Raw genomic sequence first — 22,005 nt, 5'->3', positions numbered from 1 at the left:
CGCGCCATCGGCCCGTCGCAGCCGTCCGTTGATCCGGAGCCCCCTGGCCGGCACCATCGGGAACCGGGCGCGCGATACGGTCTGGACCAGCAACGAAGCGGAGGGAGCGGCGCAATGACCGAGGGACGCACCGACGGAACGCCGACGAACGGTACGGAATCGCATGATCCGGACTTCCCGGAGGCGTTCCTGTCCTTCATGCGGCAGGGCTGGCGGGACACCGCGCTCCCGGTAGCGCCCCGGCAGGAGGCCCCCAACTACGCCAAGCGGCGGGCCGCGCTGTCGGCGGCCTTCCCCGGCGAGACGCTGGTGATCCCGACCGGCCCCGAGAAGGTCCGGGCCAACGACACCGGGTATCCGTTCCGGCCGGGCAGTGACTTCGTCTACCTGACCGGCGACCACGACCCGGACAGCGTGCTGGTGCTGCGCCCGAACGGCTCGGGGCACGACGCCACCCTGTACATGCGGCCCCGCTCGTCCCGGGAGACCGACGAGTTCTTCCGCAGCCGGCACGGCGAGCTGTGGGTGGGCCGGCGGCACACGCTCAGCGAGAAGTCCACCGAGCTGGGCCTTCCCACCGCAGACCTGACCGGCCTGGAGGCGACGCTGGCCGACCTGGCGCCGGGGCGGACCCGGGTGCTGCGCGGCTTCGACACGCAGGTGGACGCAGCGGTACGCCCGTACGACGGCGTCCGCGCCGAAGGGCAGCCGCCGCGCGACCGGGAGCTGGCGATCGCCATCTCGGAGCAGAAGCTGGTCAAGGACGAGTGGGAGATCGGCCAACTCCAGGACGCGATCGACGCCACGGTGCGTGGCTTCGAGGACGTGGCCCGGATCCTGCCGGCCGACCGGGCGGTCTCGGAGCGGCTGCTGGAGGGGATCTTCGCGCTGCGGGCCCGGCACGACGGCAACGACGTCGGGTACGGCTCGATCGTCGGCGCTGGCGAGCACGCCACGATCCTGCACTGGGTGCACAACCACGGCGCCACTCGACCGGGTGACCTGCTGCTGATGGACATGGGTGTCGAGGGGCGCAACCTCTACACCGCCGACGTGACCCGGGTGCTGCCGGTGAGCGGCCGGTTCACCGCCCTGCAACGCCAGGTCTACGACATCGTGTACGCCTCGCAGCAGGCCGGGATCGAGGCCATCCGGCCCGGGGTGAAGTTCAAGGACGTCCACCTGACCTGCATGCGGGTGCTCGCCGAGGGCCTGGCCGAGCTGGGCCTGCTGCCGGTGAGCGTGGACGAGGCGATGGACGAGAAGTCCTCGGTCTACCGGCGGTGGACACTGCACGGCTTCGGCCACATGCTCGGCATCGACGTGCACGACTGCTCGAACGCCCGCAAGGAGAACTACCGCGACGGCACGCTGGGCGAGGGCTACGTGCTCACCGTCGAGCCGGGGCTGTACTTCCAGCCGGAGGACGAGCTGGTCCCCGCCGAGCTGCGCGGCATCGGCGTGCGCATCGAGGACGACGTGCTGGTCACCGCGACCGGCGCGGTGAACCTGTCGGCCGGCCTGCCGCGCACCGCGGACGAGGTGGAGACCTGGCTGGCCGAGCAGCGCGAGGCGGGCCCGCGCCTGCCGGTCTGACCTCGCACGTACGACAACGGCGGGCCCCGCCGCCGGCGTCTGCGACGTATTCGTCGTGAGACTCCGGCGGCGGGGCCCGCCGGCGTCTTGGGCTGATCTTGCCGCTACCGCGCCGTACGGGATGAGTGTGCCCGACCATCACCGTTGATCCTCCCCGGCGTCCCCGCGAGCTTTCCGCCACCAGCCACGGCCTGGCGGCATCCGTGAGCTTTCCGCCACCGGCCGCGTTCTCAGCACCGGTCATGCCCAGGGGCCCTGGGCGTCCCCACTCCTGCCGTCCGCGCCGGGCATGCCCAATGTGGGGTTTCTTCGGATTCGCCCGCATAGTGAAGAACTCTCCCATACGGTGTTGTTCAGCAGCTACAACCGATTTGTAGCGAAGGCCGCCTCGCCACGGCGAAGCGACCTTGTCTGGGTACAAGGAGAGGGCAGAGAGCTCCGATGTCCAAATACCTTCGCAATAGCGATGACGCGACAGGCGAGAAGAACTCGCCGTTCCGCCGCCGCCGGCTCTGGCTTGTCACCGGCGTTGCGGGCCTCACGGGAGCGGTCAGCCTCGCGGGCGTCGCCTACGCCACAACCGGGGTAACCGGCGGACACCGACTGACCGACGTCAAGTGGTCGACCTCCCAGCTGGTCAGCGACGACGGCAAGGACGCGGCCAAGGACGACAAGGGCAAGGACGACAAGGGCAAGGACCACGAGGGCAAGGACGACAAGGACAAGGACGACAAGGACAAGGACGACCGCGATCGCGTCCGGGAGGTGGAGTGCGACGACGATGCCCTCGTCGAGGCCCTCGACCTGGCCAACCGCGACGACGGCGGCACCCTGAAGCTGGCCAAGGACTGCACCTACGAGCTCGACCAGCACGACAAGAAGTCCGAGGCGGGCCTGCCGACGATCAAGCAGGAAATCACCATCGAGGGCAACGGCGCGACGATCAAGCGGGAAGCCGAGGAGGGCTTCCGGATCTTCCGCGTCGCCAACGGCGGTGACCTGACCCTGAAGGACGTCACGATCCGCAACGGCGCCGCCGGCGAAGACCGCAAGTACGAGAAGGACGGCAAGGAAGACAACCACGACAAGCCCAAGCCGCCGCCGAAGAAGGCGGTCCCCAGCAACCAGAACGGGATCGGGGGCGGGGCTCCGGTCGCGGAGCCGCTCGCCGATCCCGCTGCGGCTCCGGCCGCCGCCCCGGCAGCGGCTCCCGCCAAGGCTCCGGCTGCGGCTCCGGCTGCGGCTCCGGCTGCGGCTCCCGGTGGTGCCCCCGGTGGGGCTCCCGCTGTGGCTCCGGCTGCGGTCCCCGGTGGGGCTCCCGCTGCGGCTCCCGGTGGGGCTCCCGGTGCGGCTCGCGCTGCGGCTCCGGCTGCGGCTCCCGGTGCGGCTCGCGCTGCGGCTCCGGCCGCGGCTCCGGCCGCCGCTCCCGCAGCGGCTCCCGCTGCGAAGCCTACCGCCACATCCACCAAGCCGGCCGAGGACAAGCGTGAGTGGGACGGCAAGGACAAGTCCGAGTGGGACGGCAAGGACAAGTCCGACTGGGAGGGCAAGGACAAGTCCGACTGGGACGGCAAGGACGACAAGGAGCACGAGGGCGACGGCGGTGGCATCCTGGTCGAACGCGGCGGCGAGGCCCACCTGGTGAACGCCAAGTTCGTCCTCAACAGCGCCGAGAACAACGGCGGCGCCATCGCCAACTTCGGCCGGGTCGAGGCCGAGGGCAGCACCTTCGACAACAACCACGCCGGAAAGGACGGCGGCGCCATCTTCAACGCCGGCGTCCTCGACGTCACGGGCTCCCACGACGGCAAGGGCCCCGAGTCCCGCATCACGAACAACACCGCGGGCAAGAACGGCGGCGGCGTCGCCAACGGCCACGGCGACGAGGACAAGGACAAGGAGAAGGACAAGGAGAAGAAGTACGAGTCTGGCGCCAACGGCTACGGCAAGGACGGCAAGGACAAGGACGGCAAGGACAAGGACGGCAAGGCCGGCACCGTCACGATCGAGAAGACCTTGATCGAGGGCAACACCGCCAAGAAGAACGGCGGCGGCCTGTTCAGCAACGACGGCTTCGTCGAGGTCAGCTGGACCTTCATCAAGAACAACACCGCCGGCGAGAACGGCGGCGGCATCGCCGCTGTCGACACCGTCCTGACGGTCAAGAAGAGCACCATCGAGAAGAACAAGGCCCACAAGGACGGCGGCGGTATCTACAACGTCAGCAGCGACGAGAAGAACCACGGCAAGTCCAAGGGCAAGGACGAGGAGAAGCGTGGCACGGCCACCGTCACCGACAGCGAGATCTTCGAGAACAGCGCGAACCGCTTCGGTGGAGGCTTCTTCAACGGCGAGCCCTTCGAGGACAAGCACAACGGCGGCGGCATGACCGGCCCGGCCGCCTGGCAGGGCTCCTGGTCCAACAAGGACCACGAGGACGACTCGGCCACCCTGGTCCTGCGTGACGACAAGATCAAGGAGAACTTCGCCGGCAAGAACGGCGGCGGCATCTACAACAACGAAGGCAAGGTGACCCTGACCAACACCAAGGTCACCAAGAACAAGGCCGACAACGGCAACGAGAAGGACAAGGGCAAGGACCACAAGGGGATCGCCGGCGGCATCTTCAACAACGATGGCAAGGTCAAGCTCGACGACGACTCCACCGTCACCGACAACGACCCCACCAACTGCGCCAACACCGTCGAAGACTGCTTCAACTGAGCAACGCGACAGCGGAACAGCGACGGAAAAGGTCGACCCCCTGCCACCGGAGGTGGCAGGGGGTCGACCCGTGCGAACTAGGGCTGTACGAACACCGCGACGCTCCGCGCCGGCACGGTGAACGTGCCGGTCGTCGCGTCGAACGAGGCGGTCCGCAGCACCGGGTCGGCCGAGGTCCGCAGCACCGGGTGCAGCGTCACGTCCGCCCCGCGCAACCCGGACAGCCGCTGCGTAGCAGCCTCCGGAGTGCCGTTGAAGACCACCGTGACGGAGGCCCACCGCGGGTCCAGGCCACGGCCGTCGAGCGTCATGGTGAGCACGCCGGGCGTCTCTGCGGTGCCGGACAGCGGGAACGCCAGCCGCCGTTGCACCTCGTCGGCGCTGCCCAGCCCGAAGACCGGCGAGGACTCGCGGATCTTGAGCAGCTCGGCGTACCGGGCGTCGGTCGTGTCGATCGCCGCGCAGCCCGGCACCAGCGCCGCATCGGCGAGCAGCGGCCGCGCGTACGACCACTTGTCCTGGTTGTCAGGCGCCGGCGGCAGGCCGGCGCCGAACCCGTTGCCCCGCGTGCAGTCCCAGCGGATCTGGTTGAACCAGTCACCGGAGTTGTACGAGTTGCGGTCCAGCGACTTCGACCGCAGCCGCTCGGTGCCGGCGGTGACGAAGCCGGTGCCCTGCCCCAGCACCACCGTGCCCAGCGCCAGCACCTGCATCCGGGAGCGGTCCACCGCTGCGGTGGCCTGCGGCAGCTTGTACGCCAACGCGTCGTACAGGATCTCGTTGTCGTGCGCGTCGACGTAGGTGACCGCCTCCCCCGGCGCGGCGGTGTAGCCGGCCGGTGAGCCGTTGTAGTCCACCTGCGCGCCGGTGACCTGCCGTCCGGCGGAATCCGTGAACCGGTACCCGCGCAGGTTGCCGGTGAGCCCCACCTTGATCAGATCGTGGGCGTGCAGCAGCCGGGCCTTCTGCTCGGCCGGTGACCCGTTGACCGCATCGCCGTTCGGGTCGGTGTAGAGCCCGGAGGCGAAGCCCTGCGTCCGCGGGTTGGCGTCGAACGGTCCGCCGCCGCGCACCGCGTCACGCAGCCGGTCGTTGAAGGTGCCGATACCGGTGCCGGCCATGTTGGCCTGGGTGGCCTGCACGAACCGGGCGTCGTTGGCGACCTCGCCGAAGTTCCAGCCCTCGCCGTAGAGCAGGATCGACCTGCCGTCCACCCCGTCGCGGGCGACGGTCAGCCGGTCCAGTGCCTTACGCACGGCCAGGATGTTCGCCTTCGGGTGGTGACCCATCAGGTCGAACCGGAAGCCGTCCACCTTGTACTGCCGGGCCCAGGTGACCAGCGAGTCGACCACCAGCTTGCCCATCATGGCGTGCTCCGGCGCGGTGTTGGCGCAGCAGGTGGAGTTGGCCACCGTGCCGTCCTCCAGCAGCCGGTGGTAGTAGCCGGGCACCACCTGGTCGAGCACCGACTTCGCGTCGGTGCCGGCCGCCGACGTGTGGTTGTAGACCACGTCCATGACCACCCGCAGGCCGGCGTCGTTCACCCCGGCGACCATCCGCCGAAACTCGGTGGTCCGCGCCGCGCCGGCCGGGTCGACCGCGTAGCCGCCCTCCGGCACGGTGTAGTGCAGCGGGTCGTAGCCCCAGTTGTAGCCGTCGGACTCGGCGACCGCCGCCACGCACTTCTGCTGCTCCTCGGAGTCGGGCGGCAGCGCCGGCAGGTCACAGGCCGGCTGGCGCTGGTCGGCCCGCTTCTCAGGGATGGTGGCGAAGTCGAACGCCGGCAGCAGGTGCAGGTGGGTGACGCCGGCGTCGCCGAGCGCCTTCAGATGGGTCATGCCGGCGGTCTTCGGGTCGGTGAAGGCGAGGAAGGTGCCCCGCCGCTCGGCCGGCACGGTGTCGTCGGCGATCGAGAAGTCCCGCACCGACAGCTCGGAGACCTGCGCCTTCGCCGCCGGCACCGGGGCCGGCTTGCGCAGCGTCCGCCAGCCCGCCGGTGCCAGCGACGGGTCGTTCAGGTCGACCAACTGGCTGTGCGTGGAGTCCGCCGCCAGAGCCACCGAGTACGGGTCGGTCACCGACGCGGTGACCACCTGCTGCGCCGCCGGCTGCCACGCCTGCACCTGGTACCGGTAGTACTTCCCGGTCCAGGCATGGCTGCCCCGCGCCGACCAGACCCCGGTGCGGTCGTCGCGGCGCATCGGCACCGTCTTCGGCTGCGCGGTGGGCGAGTCGAACAGTTGCAGCGCCACCGTCCGGGCGGTCGGCGCCCACAGCGCCACGCTCGGCGTGCGACCGGCGAAGGTCGGCCCGAGGGTGGCGTCGGCGGCCCCGGCGTACACGTCGTCGAGCACACCGGGGATCTGCACGCCGGTCGCGGCAAGCAGGGCGCCCTCGGCGTCGCGCTCGGTGACCAGCAACTGCCCGCGCAGCGCCGCCGGCACCTTGGCCAGGTCCCCCCGGTCCAGGTTGAAGCCGCGGTACGACCACAGATGCGGGAACGCGGTGCGCTGGGCCTCGGTGAGCCCGTTGCGCTGCGCCCGCAGCGGCAGTGTGGTGTACGTCCCGGTCAGCTCCCCGTCGACCACACTCACCCCGCCGGTCGGCGCGGCGACCAGCGCGTATGTCCTGCCGTCGGTCGGCCCGGTCTGCCAGGCCACGGTGGACCGGTCGATCCAGTGCGCCTTCTGCTTGCTGATGTCGGTGTCCCCGCTGGCGCTGGTCGCGGTCGACGGCAGCAGCCGGCCCGGGGTGGCGGCGAGCAGCCACACCTCCCGGCCCGCGCTGGCGAAGTCGAGCCGCTGGTCGCCCGGCAGGTCCTTGGTGTCGCCCTGGTGGATGATGTAGCTCAGCCCGGTGGCCCCGGCCGCCAGCGGCACCCGGAACACCGCGCCGAACGCGTCGGTGGAGGTCGGCGGGACCGGCGTCGACCACTCGGTCGGGTTGGCCGCTCCGTCCCACAGGTGCAGGCCCCAGCCGTCGTAGTTGCCGTCGGCCCGCCGGTAGTGGATCACCGCGGTGCCCTCCTCGGCCGGCGGCGCCGGTTCACCGGTGGCCGCCTGCCGGGTCGGGTAGATCGCCGGGTCGCCCTGCTTGAGCCAGACCTCACCGGTCTGCGTGACGTCGATGCTGCGGTCCGCGTCGACGTCCTTGGTGCCGTTCCTGTCGACCACCACGAAACCCACGGACTTCGCGCCCGGCTTGAGCTTCACCCAGGCGAACCGGCCGTAGGAGTCCTCCCCGGCGAACGGCTGCCCCTTCGGCCACTCGGTGACGTACGCCGGGTCGATGTCGCCCCAGGCGTACAGGCCCCAGTCGTCGTACCCGCCGGCAGTGCGCTGGTAGTGCACCACCGCCCACTCCCGGGACCCGCCCTGCTCGGGCGTGCCGACGATGGCGGTGGACCGGGCGGTCGCGGTGCGGCCCCGCCCGTCGCGGACCACCGCCTTGTACTCCACCGGCGTTCCGCCGGCCAGCCCGGTCAGGTCGTGCTGCACGGTGTACGGCGCGTGGTCGGCGCTGCCGAGCAGCGTCCACCGGCCACCGGCGACCCGGGCCGCGACGGTGACGGTGGCCAGCGGGTCACCGGTCACCTTGGCGGTGACCGCGGCCCGGGTGGCCACCAGCGCGTCCGGGGCGGGGGTGGTGATGGTGACGGTCGGTTTGCCGGCCGGCTGCGCGATGGCCGTACCGGACCGCTGCACCACCGCCGACAGCGGCGGCACGGTCACGGTCAGCTTGCCGTCGGCACCCGCCGTGGCTGCACCGGACGAACCGTAGATGCCGGTGAACGTGGCGCCGGCCGACCAGGTGTCCACGGTGACAGTCTGCGCGGAGTCGGCGTTGTTCACCGCCACCACGTACTCGATGCGGTCGGCGGGGGCGACCCGGGAGGCGGCGAAGACGCCCGGCCCGTCGGCGGCGTACCGGGTGACCTGCACGCCGTCGCGCAGCGCCGGGTGCGCCTGACGCAGCCGGCCCAGCTCGGCGATGGTCCGGTACAGCGGGTGGGTGGGGTCGAACTGGTCACTGGCGTGGGTGCGGTCGGTGCCGAGCAGGTCGTCGTCGAGGTAGTCGGGGACCTTCGAGGCGAACATGTCCTGCCGGGCGTCCTTGTCCCCGCCGGGGCCGGTGAAGCCCTGCTCGTCGCCGGAGTAGATCACCGGCTGGCCGCGGGTGAGGAACATCAGCTGGTGGGCCAACTGGTCGCGGCGAAGGTGGCTCGCCGGGGCGGTGCCGCCGCCAGCGATGAACGAGCCGATCCGGCCCATGTCGTGGTTGCCGAGGAAGGTGGTCAGCCGGCCGGCGTCGGTGTCCCGGGCGGCGTAGAGGTCGTCGCGGGCGTACACGTCGGCCAGTGCCTTCGCTGAGCCGGCGCCGGCGGTGTAGCCACGCGCGGCCTCCTGGAAGGCGAAGTCGATGGTGGCCGGCAGGCCACCCTGCCGGACGTAGCTGGAGCTGATCTCCGGGTCGGCGCTGTACACCTCGCCGAACATGAAGAAGTCCTTCTTGCCGGCCTTCTCGGCGGCCCGCTCGATGCCCTTGCTGAACTGCGGCCAGAAGTCCATGTTGACGTGCTTGACGGTGTCCAGCCGGAACCCGTCGACGCCGGTCGCGCCGATCCAGTCCCCGTACGCCTTGGTCAGACCCTGGACCACCTCGGGTCGCTCGGTCCACAGGTCGTCGAGGCCGGAGAAGTCGCCGTACTCGCTGTTCTCGCCGGCGAAGGTGGAGTCGCCCCGGTTGTGGTACATCGTCGCGTCGTTCAGCCAGGCCGGCACCTTGACGGTGGCGTCACCCGGGTCGGGAAAGACCGGGGTGTACGGCGCCGACGCCTGGTTCACCGGCGGGAAGGCGCGGCTGCCGTCGGCGTAGTTGCGGTCCTCGAACGCCCGCCCCTGCGCGTCGGTGTACGGCGAGGTGGCCTTGTCCACGTAGGCGTACCGGTCCTCGGCGTACTTGATCACGTCGGCCGTGTGGTTGACGATCACATCGAGGTAGATCTTGATACCGCGCTGGTGGGCGAGCTTGACCAGCCGCTTCATCTCCTCATTCGTACCAAAGTGCGGGTCCACCTGGGTGAAGTCGGTGATCCAGTAGCCGTGGTAGCCGGCCGAGATGTCGTCGCCCTTGCTCTGCACCGGCCGGTTCTTGAAGATCGGGGCGAGCCAGATGGCCGTGGTGCCCATCCCCTGGATGTAGTCCAGCTTGTCGATGACGCCCCTGAGGTCGCCGCCGTGGTAGAAGCCCTTGTCGGTCGGGTCGAGGCCGGACCGCAGCCGGTCACCGGCGAGGCCGCCCCGGTCGTTGCGCGGATCGCCGTTGGCGAACCGGTCCGGCAGGACGAAGTAGAACTGCTCGGCGCGGGCGGTGTCGCTGCCCGCGTCGAGCAGCACCTCGGCGGTGGGCTCGTCGCGCCACTGGACCGCGCCGGCGGCGGCCAGCGGGTCGGTGCCGGACGGCCGGGGGTCCGCCGCGCCGCCGAGCTGGTGCACGGCGTCCGGGGTGCCGACGAGGGTGAGGGTGAGCAGGGAGACGAGGGCCAGCAGGGCGGTGCGCGGTATCGGCGGGGGTTTCATCGACGCCTTCCTCTGGTCGCTGATTGGCCGCACGCTAACCCTCGCCGAAACATTCTGCAATACCTTGCAAACACAGTCGCAACAAAGCAGCTTCCTTGCGAAAGCAGGCGCCAGCCGACGACCGTCCAGATCAGAACCCCGTGCAGCGCACCCCGTCGACCGTGCACCCCTGCGGACGGGTGGACGCCCGTTCCAGGTGGAACCGCAACGCCACCGAAGCGCCAGCCGGCACGTCCACCCCGCTGACGTACGTGAAGTCGGCGCCGTCGGTCTGCCGCACCGTCCCCTGTGGCACGCCCTCCACCCAGGTGGTCACCAGTCGCCCACCCGAGAAATCCAGCCGCACCGTCCACCCCCGGTCCTCGCCGGTCGCGTTGGCGATCAGCACCTCGCCGATGAAACCGCCGTCGAAGCTCTGCACCACCCGGTACCGGCCACTCATCGCCGGCGGCCGATCCGGTGCCCGCGTCGTCGACCTCGGCCGGGCCGACGGGCTGACCGTCGGCGCTCGTGACCCGGCCGCGAGGCTCGGCGGCAGCCCGGTCGCGCGCGGCGACAGCCCGGGCAGCAACGGCCGCGCCGACGACGTCGGAGCCGGGCCGGTGGGCGGGACCGGCGTCTGCGGCAATGGCAGCGTCGGCGCCGACGCGTCGTCCGGCGCCGGACTACGCCCCCGGTACGCGCCCAGGACCACGAAGAGCAGCACCACCATCACGACGACGCCGGCGCACACCACTATCCAGGGCGACGACGTGATGGCGACTGGACCGTGGGACGGTCGCGGGGCGCGACGCATGCCGGACATGTACCTCCCTCAGCGGGCCGTCCGGGCAGCGTAGCGATCGGCGGCCAGGCCTGGAAACGCCGACAACACCCGCCCTGCCCCACCGAACCGGGCACCAGGTCAGCCGAGCTGGCAGTCGGCCCCGTTGACCGTGCACCGGACCGGCCGCTCCGCCGAGTCGTCCCAGCCGACCCGCAACCGCAGCGTCCGAGTGTCGCCCGGGTCCAGTGAACGGGTGCCCCGCAACACGAACTCGCCGTCCCCGCGCGCCGACACCGAGATCCCCGAGTCGTCGCTGACCCGAAGGACCCGCATGTCGTCGTCGAACGCCAACTCCACCCGCCAGTCCACCGACCGACTCGACCCGTTGGTAATCGACAGCACCGCCGCGGTCCCGTCCCGGCCATCCGTACCGACCTGGTACCGGGCGGTGACCGTGTCGCCCGCCGGACCCAGCGGCACCGCCGGGGCGCTCGTCCGGCCGGGAGCAGGCGAGCTGGTGGTGACCCGCGGCGACGGCGTCCTGGTGCTGCGCGACGGCCGCGGCGACGCCGAGCGCCGCTCCGCACCAGGCGTCGGCCCCCCGCCGGACGACGCAGCGGCCGGCACCGTCGGCAGGAACACCGGCGGCGCCGCCACGGGCGCGCCCTCCCGCTCCCGGGTACGGAACGACAGCAGCGCGACCACCAGCAGCACCACCAGCACGCAGACGCCGAGCAGCACCACGATCCACGGCACCGAAGCCAGCACCCGGGTCGCAGTCCGCGCATCTCCCGCACCGTCCGGCCGCACCGCCACCAGGTCTCCCCTCGTCCCCCGCCGAGGCGCCAGCGTAGCCAGCACCGGCCAGACCGGAAATCGGGCGAGTAAGGATCGAACCGACCGGCCGGCCCGGACCGGAAAACGGCCGGCCCGCGTGGACGGTCCCGGTCGTCTCGGTCAGGCCGTCCGGATGACCGTGCAGATGGCCGGCCCCTCACCCGTGGTGCGCAGCAGGTATCGGTACCGCTCCCCCGGCACCGCGAGCCCCTGGCTGTCCAGGAACTCCCACTCCACCGCCACCATCGTCAGCAGCGCGGACACCGGCTGCACATCCCCGATCCGGGCATGCGCCGCAACCAACTCCCGGTCCTGGTAGTCGGGTGCCGCGCCCACGAAGGACAGCGCCACCGCCGCCGGTGAGGTGAACGAGAAGCTGTACGTGTCGGCCACCACCAACCCGGGCAGGGCGTAACACCTGACGATGGCCGGCACATCGCCGCAGGTCAACGCCACGCCGTACCGGTCGAAGAAGTCGGCCAGCGTGTCGAGGTCGGTGGAGGCGCTCACGGCGACACCAATTGCCGGTCACCGGGCTGGCCAAACCTCAACGCGGCGGAACCAGGACCTCGATCTCCGCACCCAGCCCGGCGCCGCCGGCCAGACCCAGGTCGTCCCCGCTCCAGAACCGCCCCGGGTCGTACCAGTTCGGACGCCGGCCGCCGGGCAGCAGCCCCATCGCCTCGTAGGTCACCGCCACCACCTCGGCGCAGTACGCCGTCTCCAGCGCCCGGTCCCGCGCCCCCGCCGACCCACCCGACGGCGTGACCGGCGCCGGCGGCGGTGCGAGCCGGCCGGGACGCGGCAGCGCCGGCACCCGACCCCGCACCCACCGCCAGGCCAGCTGGGCGGTGGACGGGAACGGCGTGCCGTCCAGCCGCGCGATCGTCCGCAGCACCGCCCGCTCCATCTCCCCGTCCGCCGGCGGGTCGAGCTGCCGTAGCCAGGCCCGCTGGCCGTACCGGTTGGCCCAGACACAGACCGCGTCCCGCAGGTCGTGCAGCTGCACTCCGCGCTGGTGGGTGCCCGACCACAGATCCGGCAACGACCTGCCCAGCTCCGCGTGCCACATCAGCGGCGGCATGTCGTCCAGCACCACCGCCATCCCGACGTGGTTGACCGGGCTGTTGGTGGTGAACTGGATCGCCCGGTCCGGCACGCTGCGGCCCCGGAACACCCACACGTCGCCGGTGCGGGTCAACTCGACCGCCTCATCCAGGCTGATGCTCATGAGGGTCTACCCTAGGCCGATGCGGCAACGGATGCGGTGGTGGAAGGTCCTCGGGCTGGCCGGCCTCGCCGGGGTCGCGGCCTCCGGCGTGGTCATCGCGCGGGCCGAACGGCGCCGGCGCGCGTACACCCCCGAGGAGATCCGGCAGCGACTGCTGGAGCGGCACGCCCAGGCCGGCGACGCCGCAAAGCCCGCCGACCCCGCCTGACCATCCGCCCCCGACGCTCCCCCGTGGACGGTCGACGGGGCAGATGGGTAGGCCCATGATCGCTACCATCGGGGCATGACGACGCCCGTCGCGCAGCGACCCTTCGTCCTGTCCACGCCCGCCGCGCCCGTCGAACGGCACGGCAACGTCGATCTGCACCTGCCCGCCGGTGCCGGTCCCGCGCCCGCCGTCGTCCTGGTGCACGGCGCCCCGCTGCCCCCGGGCGTGCCCGATCCCCGCGACTGGATGCTCTACCGCGGCTACGGCGCGCTGCTCGCCGAGCGCGGCGTGGTCGCCGCGCTGGTCAGCTACCAGGTGGCCGACCTGTCAGCGCTGCCCGCCACGGCCGACGACATCGCCGGGATGATCGAGCAGGTTCGCGCCGACCCCCGGGTCGACCCCGACCGGGTGGTGCTCTGGTTCTTCTCCGGCGGGGGCCTCTTCTCCGCCGACTGGCTGCGCGTCGCGCCGCCGTGGCTGCGCGGGATCGCGCTGACCTACCCGCTGCTCATCCCGCTGCCCGGCTGGGAGATCGACGCGAGGTTCCTGCCCGTCGAGGCGCTCGGCTCCGGCGCGGGTGTCCCGCTGGTGCTGACCCGGGCGGGGCGGGACATACCTCCGGTCCTGGCGGGTATCGAGGCGTTCCTCGCGGCGGCAACCACACACGGCCGGCCGGTGCGGGTGATCGAGGTTCCTGACGGGCCGCACAGCTTCGACATCCTCGACCACACCCCGCAGTCCGAGGCGGCCGTCCTGGCCGCCCGCGACGCCGTCCTGGACCTGCTCGACGCGGGCTGACCTGCGCGCTATGCGCGTCACGCGCGCTGAACTGCCGGCCCGCGCCGCGTGCACGGGTCCCGTTTTCGGCCAGCGCCCGCCCCACGTCATATGGCGCCCCACTCACGCGGCGTCACACGCGCAGGCCACCGTCATACGCGCGCGACACGCCGAGGCCACACCTTCCCGGAAAGTGCGCAGACCTAGGAGGCCGCCGCTCGGCGGGCGGGTGCGTGCCGTTGAGCGTGATGACTGTGAGGTATCAATATTACTCTCAGGTATCACGCTCAAACGTGCGGGTGTCCCCCGCCGTCGACCCGCCCGACTGCCGATCTCCCAGCCGGGCTCGCCGCCCGCAAGGGCCGGGGGTGACGGGTGAGGTGAGGCCGCGGGCGTGACGCGGGCCGCGGGCCGCAGGCGTGACGGGTGCCAAGGGCGTGACGCAGGGCGCGGGACGCGGGACGCGGGACGCGGGCGTGACGTGGGAGGCAGCGTTTTCCCGGAGAGTGCGCGGCTCGACGCCTGGTCGACGTGGGGCGGGTGGGTGGGCGTGGTGTCCGGTTCGGGATGCGAGCCGGACGGGGTGTGACGCGCTCGGGGTAGATCGCCGGTGGGTCCCGGTTGTGGGGCGGACAGGCCGGAGTGGGTTGTCGGCCCGTGACGGGCTGGGGGTGTCGTCCCGTTTGGGGTGGGTCGTCCCGTGGTTGGGGCCACCCTCAGCGTGGAATCGGGGGCCGGCCCGGGTCGTTATACCTGGCATGCGACCGTGGCCCCCTGGCCCGGTGCGCGGCAGCCGCCGGGAACACCCGACCGGCCGCCCCGGTTACACCCCCCTGTAGCCAGCCGCCAGCCGCCGGGAACACCCGACCGGCCGGCACGGTTACATCCCCGGAACCCCGAGCAGGTCCGTCCCCCCGGATCGCCGGACCGTTCCCCCCTTCTTGAACTCCCTCGTGCGGCACGCCCGCTCCCCCCTGTTTGTCGTGTGCCGTGCACCCCCGATGCAGAGGAGCACGCCATCATGCGTACCGATCTGATTCGTAAGACCGCTCTGACCGCTGCTGGGCTCGCCTTCACCGGCGGCGCGATCGCCGGTCCGGTGACCGCCGCTTACGCCGCGTCGGATGCCAAGCCCGCTACGCAGACCCAGTCGGATCGGAAGTCGTCGGGTGAGCGTCAGTTGGGTGTGCGCTACGAGGCGCAGCCGAACTTCTACTACTGCGGTCCCGCCGCCGCCCGTAACGCCCTGTCCGTGCAGGGCAAGGACATCAGCGTGGATGCCATGGCCAAGGAAATGGGCACCACCGAGGCCGGCACGAACTCCATCAACGACATCACCCCGGTGCTGAACAAGGAAACCGGTAAGAACGACGCCTACCGCAGCGTCGAGATCAGCACCCCCGCCGCTGACGGCAAGCAGACCGACAAGCTGCGCGCCGACGTGGTGAAGACCGTGGATGACGGTCGGGCTGTGGTGGCGAACATCGCCGGCACCAGCGTCGACGTCGACGGCACCAGCCACTCGTTCGAGGGTGGGCACTACATCAGCGTCGTCGGCTACCGCGACAACGGCAACATCGTCAAGATCGCCGACTCCGCCGACCCGAACCAGGCCTCCTACGAGGTCACCGTCGAGCACCTCGCCGACTGGATCGCCACCCGCGGCTACGCCACCAGCTGACACCCCGCAACCAACAACGAAGGGCCGGACCCCCACCAGGGGCCCGGCCCTTCGTCGTCGTTCGGGTCAGGGTCTTCTACGGGCGCGGACCGGGTCGGCGTCCGGCATCGGCTCGGCCGCCGCCAACCGATAGGCCCGTCGGCGGAGCCACCAGGTACTGGCGAAACGGCGAGCACCGCGAGAACCAGCCCAGCCCAGCCCGCCGGCCGCGTGGCCAGCAGGAACCAGCCCCAGGGCTGCGAATCCAGCTCACGTGGTCCGAGGCACGCTCGGCAGGGCGTCCTAGGAGGCTAGGGGTAAGGCCAGTGCCGAGGGGGTCGGCGCTGGGTTGCATATCTAGCAAGACGGACGTACGGTTTTGTTGAGAGCGGAATCGGCGGTAAGTGTTACCTAACCTCGGCGGCACCCCGGCCGGTGCGACACACTGCTCAGGACTACTCACGGTCGCTGGTGTGAAGGAGTACGACGTGGCGAGCCTCGACACCTTCGGTGCGAAGACCCAGCTACGCGTCGGAGACGCGAGCTACGAGATTTTCCGGATTGACAAGGTGGACGGCCACGACCGGCTGCCGTACAGCCTGAAGATCCTGCTGGAAAACCTGCTGCGGACCGAGGACGGCGCGAACATCACCGCCGACCACATCCGCCAGCTCGGCGGGTGGGATTCCACCGCGGCCCCGAGCGTGGAGATCCAGTTCACCCCCGCGCGGGTGCTGATGCAGGACTTCACCGGCGTGCCCTGCGTGGTCGACCTGGCCACCATGCGCGAGGCGGTGCGCGACCTGGGCGGTGACGCCACCAAGGTCAACCCCCTCGCCCCGGCCGAGCTGGTCATCGACCACTCGGTGATCGCCGACCTGTTCGGCCGCGCGGACGCCTTCGAGCGCAACGTCGAGCTGGAGTACGAGCGCAACAAGGAGCGCTACCAGTTCCTGCGCTGGGGCCAGACCGCGTTCAACGAGTTCAAGGTCGTCCCGCCGGGCACCGGCATCGTGCACCAGGTCAACATCGAGTACCTGGCCCGCACGATCATGGAGCGCAACGGCCAGGCGTACCCGGACACCGTGGTCGGCACCGACTCGCACACCACGATGGTCAACGGCCTGGGCGTGCTGGGCTGGGGCGTCGGCGGCATTGAGGCCGAGGCCGCCATGCTCGGCCAGCCGGTCAGCATGCTGATCCCCCGCGTGGTGGGCTTCAAGCTGCACGGCGAGATGCCGGCCGGCACCACTGCCACCGACCTGGTGCTCACCATCACCGAGATGCTGCGCAAGCACGGCGTGGTCGGCAAGTTCGTCGAGTTCTACGGCCCCGGCGTGAGCGCCGTGCCGCTGGCCAACCGCGCCACCATCGGCAACATGTCCCCCGAGTACGGCTCCACCGTGGCGATCTTCCCGATCGACGCCGAGACGGTCCGCTACCTGGAGCTGACCGGCCGGGACGCCGCGCAGGTCGCGCTCGTCGAGGCGTACGCCAAGGAGCAGGGCCTCTGGCACGACCCGGAGGCCGAGCCGGAGTACTCCGAGCGCCTGGAGCTCGACCTGAGCACCATCGAGCCGTCCCTGGCCGGCCCGAAGCGCCCGCAGGACCGGGTGCCGCTGGGCTCCGCCAAGACGCTGTTCCGCTCGGCGCTGACCGACTACGTCGCCGACGACTCCGCCGGCGAGCGCGACCTCAAGCCGGGCGTGGCCCGCGAGCAGCTGCCGATCGGCGCCAACGGTCCCGCCGACGAGGCCAGCGCCGAGTCCTTCCCGGCCAGCGACCCGCCGGCCAACGAGTTCAGCGACCCGGCCGACGAGCCGCGCGACCTGGAGACGGCGGCGGTCGGCTCCGGTGGGCGGGCCACCGACCCGGTCCGGGTCACCGGCGCCGACGGCGTCGAGTACGAGCTGGACCACGGTGCCGTGGTGATCGCCGCGATCACCTCCTGCACCAACACCTCCAACCCGCAGGTGATGATCGGCGCCGCGCTGCTGGCTCGCAACGCGGTGGAGAAGGGCCTGACCCGCAAGCCGTGGGTCAAGACCACGCTGGCGCCCGGCTCCAAGGTCGTCATGGACTACTACGAGCGGGCCGGTCTCACCCCGTACCTGGACAAGCTCGGCTTCAACCTGGTCGGCTACGGCTGCACCACCTGCATCGGCAACTCCGGCCCGCTGCCGGAGGAGGTGTCCGCCGCGGTCAACGAGAAGGACCTCGCCGTCGTCTCGGTGCTGTCCGGCAACCGGAACTTCGAGGGCCGGATCAACCCGGACGTCAAGATGAACTACCTGGCGTCCCCGCCGCTGGTGGTCGCGTACGCGCTCGCCGGCACGATGGACATCGACCTCGCCAACGAGCCGATCGGCGAGGACACCGAGGGCAACCCGGTCTTCCTGCGCGAGATCTGGCCGAACAGCGCCGAGATCCAGGACGTCATCGCCCAGGCGATCGGCGCCACCGGGTTCAGCGCCGCGTACGCCGACGTCTTCGCCGGCGACGAGCGGTGGCAGTCGCTGCCCACCCCGACCGGCGACACCTTCGCCTGGGCGAACGACTCCACCTACGTGCGCAAGCCCCCGTACTTCGAGGGCATGCAGCGCGAGCCGCAGCAGGTCGTCGACATCTCCGGCGCGCGGGTGCTGGCCAAGCTGGGTGACTCGGTGACCACCGACCACATCTCGCCGGCCGGCTCGATCAAGGCCGACTCCCCGGCCGGGCAGTACCTCGCCGAGCACGGCGTGCCGCGCCACGAGTTCAACTCGTACGGCTCCCGCCGGGGCAACCACGAGGTGATGATCCGGGGCACCTTCGCCAACATCCGGCTGCGCAACCAGTTGGTGCCCGGGGTGGAGGGCGGCTTCACCGTCAACCACCTCACCGGCGAGCAGACCTCGATCTACGACGCCTCGGTGGCCTACCAGGACGCCGGCATCCCGCTGGTCGTGCTGGCCGGCAAGGAGTACGGCTCGGGTTCGTCGCGGGACTGGGCGGCCAAGGGCACCATGCTGCTGGGCGTCCGGGCGGTCATCGCCGAGTCCTACGAGCGGATCCACCGCTCCAACCTGATCGGCATGGGCGTGCTGCCGCTGCAGTTCCCGCTGGACACCACCGCCGAGTCGCTCGGCCTCACCGGCACCGAGACGTTCACCATCACCGGGGTGACCGCGCTCAACGACGGCGAGGTCCCGCGCACGGTGACGGTGACCACGGACACCGGCGTCGAGTTCGACGCGGTGGTCCGGATCGACACCCCGGGCGAGGCGGACTACTACCGGCACGGCGGCATCCTGCAGTACGTGCTGCGCCGCATGATCGCCAACTGACGTACCGACGTCACCAGGGCCCCTGACCGCCGCGAGCGGGCAGGGGCCCTGCCGCGTTCCGAGCCCGCGCGGCGGCGGGCTATGGTGCGAGCTCGACGGCCCGGCCCAGCAGGGCCCGGCGCTCGGCGGCGGAGCCCACCGCCGCCGCGGCCCGCCGGAACAGGGTGGCGGCGTGCAGCCGGTCGCCCTGCCGAGCCACCAGGTCGGCCTCCACGGCGACGGCCAGCGGGTGGTCGTCCAGGCCACCCCCGGCGCGGGCCGCGTTGAGCACCGTCAACCCGACAGCCGGACCGTACGCGTAGCCGTGCGCCACCGCGCGGTTCAGCGCGACCACCGGCGAGGGCCGGATCCCGGCCAGCGCGTCGTAGGCCCGCGCGATCGCCAGCCAGTCGGTGGCCTCGGCGGAACCGGCGGTGGCGTGGCAGGCGGCGATCCGCGCCTGCCACGCGTACGGCCCGTCGTGGCGTACCCGCGCCAGCGCGCCGAGCCCTTCGGCGATCGCGGTGTGGTCCCACCGGCGGCGGTCCTGCCGATCGAGGGTGAGCAGGTTGCCGGCGGCGTCGCGGCGGGCATCCCGGCGGGAGTGCTGGAGCAGGAACAGCGCCAGCAGCGCGGCCACCTCGGACTGCGCCGGCATCAGCCGGTCGAGCAGCCGGGCCAGCCGGATCGCCTCGTCGGCGAAGGCCGGTTCGCCGTCGGCTTCGTAACCCCGGGTGAAGAGCAGGTACAGCACGGCGAGCACGCCGGGCAGCCGCTCGGCCAGCGCCGGCCCGTCCGGCACCCGGTACGGGATGCCGGCCTGCGCGATGCGGGTCCGGGCCCGGGTCAGCCGTCGGGTCATCGTCGACTCGCTGACCAGGAGGAGTCGGGCGATGGCGGCGGTCGGCACGCCGCAGACCGTGCGCAGCGTCAACGCCACTCGGGCCTCGATCGCGAGCGCCGGATGGCAGCAGGTGAAGATCAGTTTCAGCCGGTCGTCCACCACGTCCCCGCCCACGCTCGGCTCGGGCTGCCCATCGGCCGGCGTGAGCACCGCCAGGTCGTGCAGCTTGCGGCGCTCGACGGCGGCCCGACGCAGCACGTCGACCGCCCGGTTGCGGGCCACCGTCATCAGCCAGCCGCCCGGGTTGGCCGGCACGCCGTCGCCGGGCCAGCGCTCCAGGGCGACGGTCAGCGCCTCCTGGGCGCAGTCCTCGGCCAGCGCCCAGTCCCCGGTCACCCGGATCAGAGTCGCGACGATCCGGGGGTACGCCTCGGCGCTGGCGGCCGCGACGGCGTCCGCCGCCGCGACCACCCCCGTGCCGGTCGCCCGGCCGGCGCTCACGTGCCGCTCACCGGTCGGCGCTTCCGATCCGGTCACCGGCCGTCGCTTCCGATCCCTTCACCTGGCTAGGCGGAGAGGTCGATGAGCGGGCGCAGTTCCAGCCGGCCGTGGCGGGCCATCGGGTGGGTGCGCGCCACCTCGATCGCCTCGTCCAGGTCGGCACAGTCGAGCAGGTCGAAGCCCACGATCACCTCCGTGGTCTCGGCGAACGGTCCCTCGGAGACGAGCAGTTCACCGCCACGCACCCGGACCGTGGTGGCCGCCGTGGTCGGCGCCAGTTCGTTGCCTTGGAGGCGGCGACCACGGGCATCGTTCTCGGCTACCCACGCGTGGATGTCCGGTACGTCGGTCGGGTCCGTGTCCGGCTCGGTGTCGGTGCAGACGAACATCATGTACTTCATCTGGTCGCTCCCTGGGTGTGTCCGGGTATCGCCAGCATGACGAACGGCCGCGGCCGTTCCGGACACCGGGTGCCGAGAAATCTCGCCGGCCGTCGGTCAGTTCGCGCCGGCGGCGCGGCGGCGGGCCTCCCGGGTCTTCATGGCGTGCTCCATGAGCGTCACGAGCACCTCCTTGCTGGACTCGCGCTGGCGGGCGTCGCAGAGCAGCACCGGCACCCCCGGGTCCAGGTTCAGCGCGGCCTGGACCTCGTCGAGCCGGTACTGCCGGGCCCCCGCGAAGCAGTTCACCGCGACCACGAACGGGGTGCCCCGGCCCTCGAAGTAGTCGATCGACGGGAAGCAGTCGGCCAGCCGGCGGGTGTCGGCCAGCACCACGGCGCCGATGGCACCCAGCGCCAGCTCGTCCCAGACGAACCAGAACCGGTCCTGCCCGGGCGTGCCGAACAGGTAGAGCACCAGATCGTCACTGATGGTGATCCGGCCGAAGTCCATCGCCACAGTGGTGGTGGTCTTGCCCTCCACCCCGGACAGGTCGTCGATGCCGACCCCGGACTCGGTCAGCACCTCCTCGGTGCGCAACGGTCGGGTCTCGCTCACCGCGCCGACCATGGTCGTCTTGCCCACACCGAAGCCACCAGCGACCAAGATCTTGATCGCGGTGGGCAGTGGGGGCGCTCCCGCCGGCCGGTCAGAGTGCCCGTAGTCCATTGATTACCGCCTCGAAGATGCTGTTGTCGGGAAGACCGGCCGTGGTCTGCGGCTCGCGGACCTGCACCAGGCTGCGAGCCGCCAGGTCACCGAGGAGCACCCGGATGGTGCCCACCGGCAGGTCGAGATGGGCGGCGATCTCGGCGACGGACTGAATGCGCTGACACAGTCCGACGATCGCCAGGTGCTCCGGACCGAGACCGACCTCCGGTGTGACGTCGGCTCGGGTCGCGGTGACCAGGGAGATGAGGTCGAACGTGCCGGTGATCGGGCGCGCCCGTCCACGCGTCACCGCGTACGGGCGCACCACCGGGCCCGCATGGTCATCCACCCACTGATGGTCCGCGGATTCTCCCTGCACCGTCATGGCCGCTACTTCTCGCCGGCCGGCTGATCGACGCGGGATGGTGAGGCCACGTACTTGCCGACCCGGGTGACCAGCATCGCCATCTCGTAGGCGATCAGGCCGACGTCGGCGTCCTCACTGGCCAGGACCGCCAGGCAGGCGTTGCGGCCGGCCGCGGTGACGAACAGGAAGGACGACTGCATCTCGATGATGGTCTGCTGCACCTGCCCGCCGCCGAAGCGCTTGCCGGCACCCCGGGCGAGGCTCTGGATGCCGGCCGCCATCGCCGCGAGGTGCTCGCCGTCGTCCCGGCTCAGCCCCTGCGAGGAGGCCATCAACAACCCGTCGGTCGAGAGTGCGACCGCATGCTCGGCCTGCTTCACCCGGCCCACCAGATCATCCAGCAACCACGTCAGGTCGGCACTCGAAGCCGTCTTCTGGCCCACTCGTCGTCCTCTTCTCCCCCGGCTGTTGTCGCCGTGCTCGTCTGGGGCTGACCGTCACACCGCGCGGAAACCCGCA

17 protein-coding genes are annotated in these 22,005 nt (G+C 71.4%); 7 read left to right on the top strand and 10 right to left on the bottom strand.

Annotated features, from left to right (window positions below; genetic code table 11):
- The first annotated feature begins 114 nt into the window (after positions 1-114).
- Both OG990_RS03480 and OG990_RS03475 read left to right on the top strand, forming a co-directional pair.
- Complete coding sequence (locus tag OG990_RS03480) at positions 115-1,596, top strand: aminopeptidase P family protein (protein WP_328418704.1); 1,482 nt, start codon at positions 115-117, stop codon at positions 1,594-1,596.
- Between the two features lie 441 nt (positions 1,597-2,037).
- On the top strand, positions 2,038-4,320 hold the full coding sequence (locus OG990_RS03475; protein ID WP_406078963.1) for a hypothetical protein: 2,283 nt from the start codon (positions 2,038-2,040) through the stop codon (positions 4,318-4,320).
- Between the two features lie 77 nt (positions 4,321-4,397).
- Here the strand turns inward: OG990_RS03475 and pulA are convergent, their stop codons facing one another.
- Positions 4,398-9,899 carry a pullulanase-type alpha-1,6-glucosidase gene (gene pulA / locus OG990_RS03470; RefSeq protein WP_406078962.1) on the bottom strand — a complete coding sequence of 1,834 codons (5,502 nt, stop codon included), beginning with the start codon at positions 9,897-9,899 and terminating at the stop codon, positions 4,398-4,400.
- Positions 9,900-10,029: 130 nt separating this feature from the next.
- Positions 10,030-10,320, bottom strand: a complete 291-nt coding sequence (locus OG990_RS03465; protein ID WP_406078961.1) for a cellulose binding domain-containing protein — start codon at positions 10,318-10,320, stop codon at positions 10,030-10,032.
- Here OG990_RS03465 and OG990_RS03460 point away from each other — a divergent pair.
- Complete coding sequence (locus tag OG990_RS03460; RefSeq protein WP_406078960.1) at positions 10,295-10,738, top strand: hypothetical protein; 444 nt, start codon at positions 10,295-10,297, stop codon at positions 10,736-10,738. The genes OG990_RS03465 and OG990_RS03460 overlap by 26 nt on opposite strands.
- A 65-nt stretch (positions 10,739-10,803) precedes the next feature.
- On the opposite strand, the gene OG990_RS03455 is transcribed toward OG990_RS03460, so the two are convergent.
- The 3 genes from OG990_RS03455 to OG990_RS03445 all read right to left on the bottom strand — a co-directional run bounded on the left by OG990_RS03455 (position 10,804) and on the right by OG990_RS03445 (position 12,733).
- Positions 10,804-11,481: a cellulose binding domain-containing protein gene (locus OG990_RS03455; protein ID WP_406078959.1), complete on the bottom strand. Its 678-nt coding sequence runs from the start codon at positions 11,479-11,481 to the stop codon at positions 10,804-10,806.
- A gap of 141 nt (positions 11,482-11,622) precedes the next feature.
- Positions 11,623-12,012, bottom strand: a complete 390-nt coding sequence (locus OG990_RS03450) for a hypothetical protein (protein ID WP_355612795.1) — start codon at positions 12,010-12,012, stop codon at positions 11,623-11,625.
- Between the two features lie 37 nt (positions 12,013-12,049).
- Positions 12,050-12,733 carry a hypothetical protein gene (locus OG990_RS03445; protein WP_328418710.1) on the bottom strand — a complete coding sequence of 228 codons (684 nt, stop codon included), beginning with the start codon at positions 12,731-12,733 and terminating at the stop codon, positions 12,050-12,052.
- A 19-nt stretch (positions 12,734-12,752) separates the two neighbouring features.
- Between OG990_RS03445 and OG990_RS03440 the strand changes: the two genes are divergently transcribed.
- From OG990_RS03440 to OG990_RS03425, 4 genes are all read left to right on the top strand, one after another.
- A complete protein-coding gene (locus tag OG990_RS03440; RefSeq protein WP_328426863.1) occupies positions 12,753-12,941 on the top strand; it encodes a hypothetical protein in 189 nt (62 codons plus the stop codon).
- Positions 12,942-13,016: 75 nt separating this feature from the next.
- Entirely contained in the window at positions 13,017-13,739 is a 723-nt protein-coding gene (locus OG990_RS03435) for a dienelactone hydrolase family protein (RefSeq protein ID WP_406078958.1), read from the top strand.
- Positions 13,740-14,739: 1,000 nt separating this feature from the next.
- Positions 14,740-15,399 carry a C39 family peptidase gene (locus tag OG990_RS03430; protein WP_406078957.1) on the top strand — a complete coding sequence of 220 codons (660 nt, stop codon included), beginning with the start codon at positions 14,740-14,742 and terminating at the stop codon, positions 15,397-15,399.
- 452 nt (positions 15,400-15,851) lie between these two features.
- Positions 15,852-18,704, top strand: coding sequence for an aconitate hydratase (locus OG990_RS03425; RefSeq protein WP_406078956.1), 2,853 nt, complete (start codon positions 15,852-15,854; stop codon positions 18,702-18,704).
- Positions 18,705-18,783: 79 nt separating this feature from the next.
- Here OG990_RS03425 and OG990_RS03420 read toward each other — a convergent pair whose 3' ends face one another.
- From OG990_RS03420 to OG990_RS03400, 5 genes are all read right to left on the bottom strand, one after another.
- On the bottom strand, positions 18,784-19,998 hold the full coding sequence (locus tag OG990_RS03420) for an RNA polymerase sigma factor (RefSeq protein WP_386984656.1): 1,215 nt from the start codon (positions 19,996-19,998) through the stop codon (positions 18,784-18,786).
- Positions 19,999-20,093: 95 nt separating this feature from the next.
- Complete coding sequence (locus OG990_RS03415; protein ID WP_328418714.1) at positions 20,094-20,429, bottom strand: YciI family protein; 336 nt, start codon at positions 20,427-20,429, stop codon at positions 20,094-20,096.
- Positions 20,430-20,525: 96 nt separating this feature from the next.
- Complete coding sequence (locus tag OG990_RS03410) at positions 20,526-21,137, bottom strand: ATP/GTP-binding protein (RefSeq protein WP_328418715.1); 612 nt, start codon at positions 21,135-21,137, stop codon at positions 20,526-20,528.
- Positions 21,118-21,504: a DUF742 domain-containing protein gene (locus OG990_RS03405; protein WP_328418716.1), complete on the bottom strand. Its 387-nt coding sequence runs from the start codon at positions 21,502-21,504 to the stop codon at positions 21,118-21,120. The genes OG990_RS03410 and OG990_RS03405 overlap by 20 nt, the downstream gene beginning before the upstream one ends.
- Before the next feature lie 5 nt (positions 21,505-21,509).
- A complete protein-coding gene (locus OG990_RS03400; protein ID WP_355612215.1) occupies positions 21,510-21,929 on the bottom strand; it encodes a roadblock/LC7 domain-containing protein in 420 nt (139 codons plus the stop codon).
- Between the last annotated feature and the right edge of the window lie 76 nt (positions 21,930-22,005).

Origin of the sequence: Micromonospora sp. NBC_00858 (assembly GCF_045207365.1) — a bacterium.
In the GTDB taxonomy this organism is placed as follows: Bacteria; Actinomycetota; Actinomycetes; order Mycobacteriales; family Micromonosporaceae; genus Micromonospora.
This window is presented reverse-complemented; position numbering and strand designations above follow the sequence as displayed.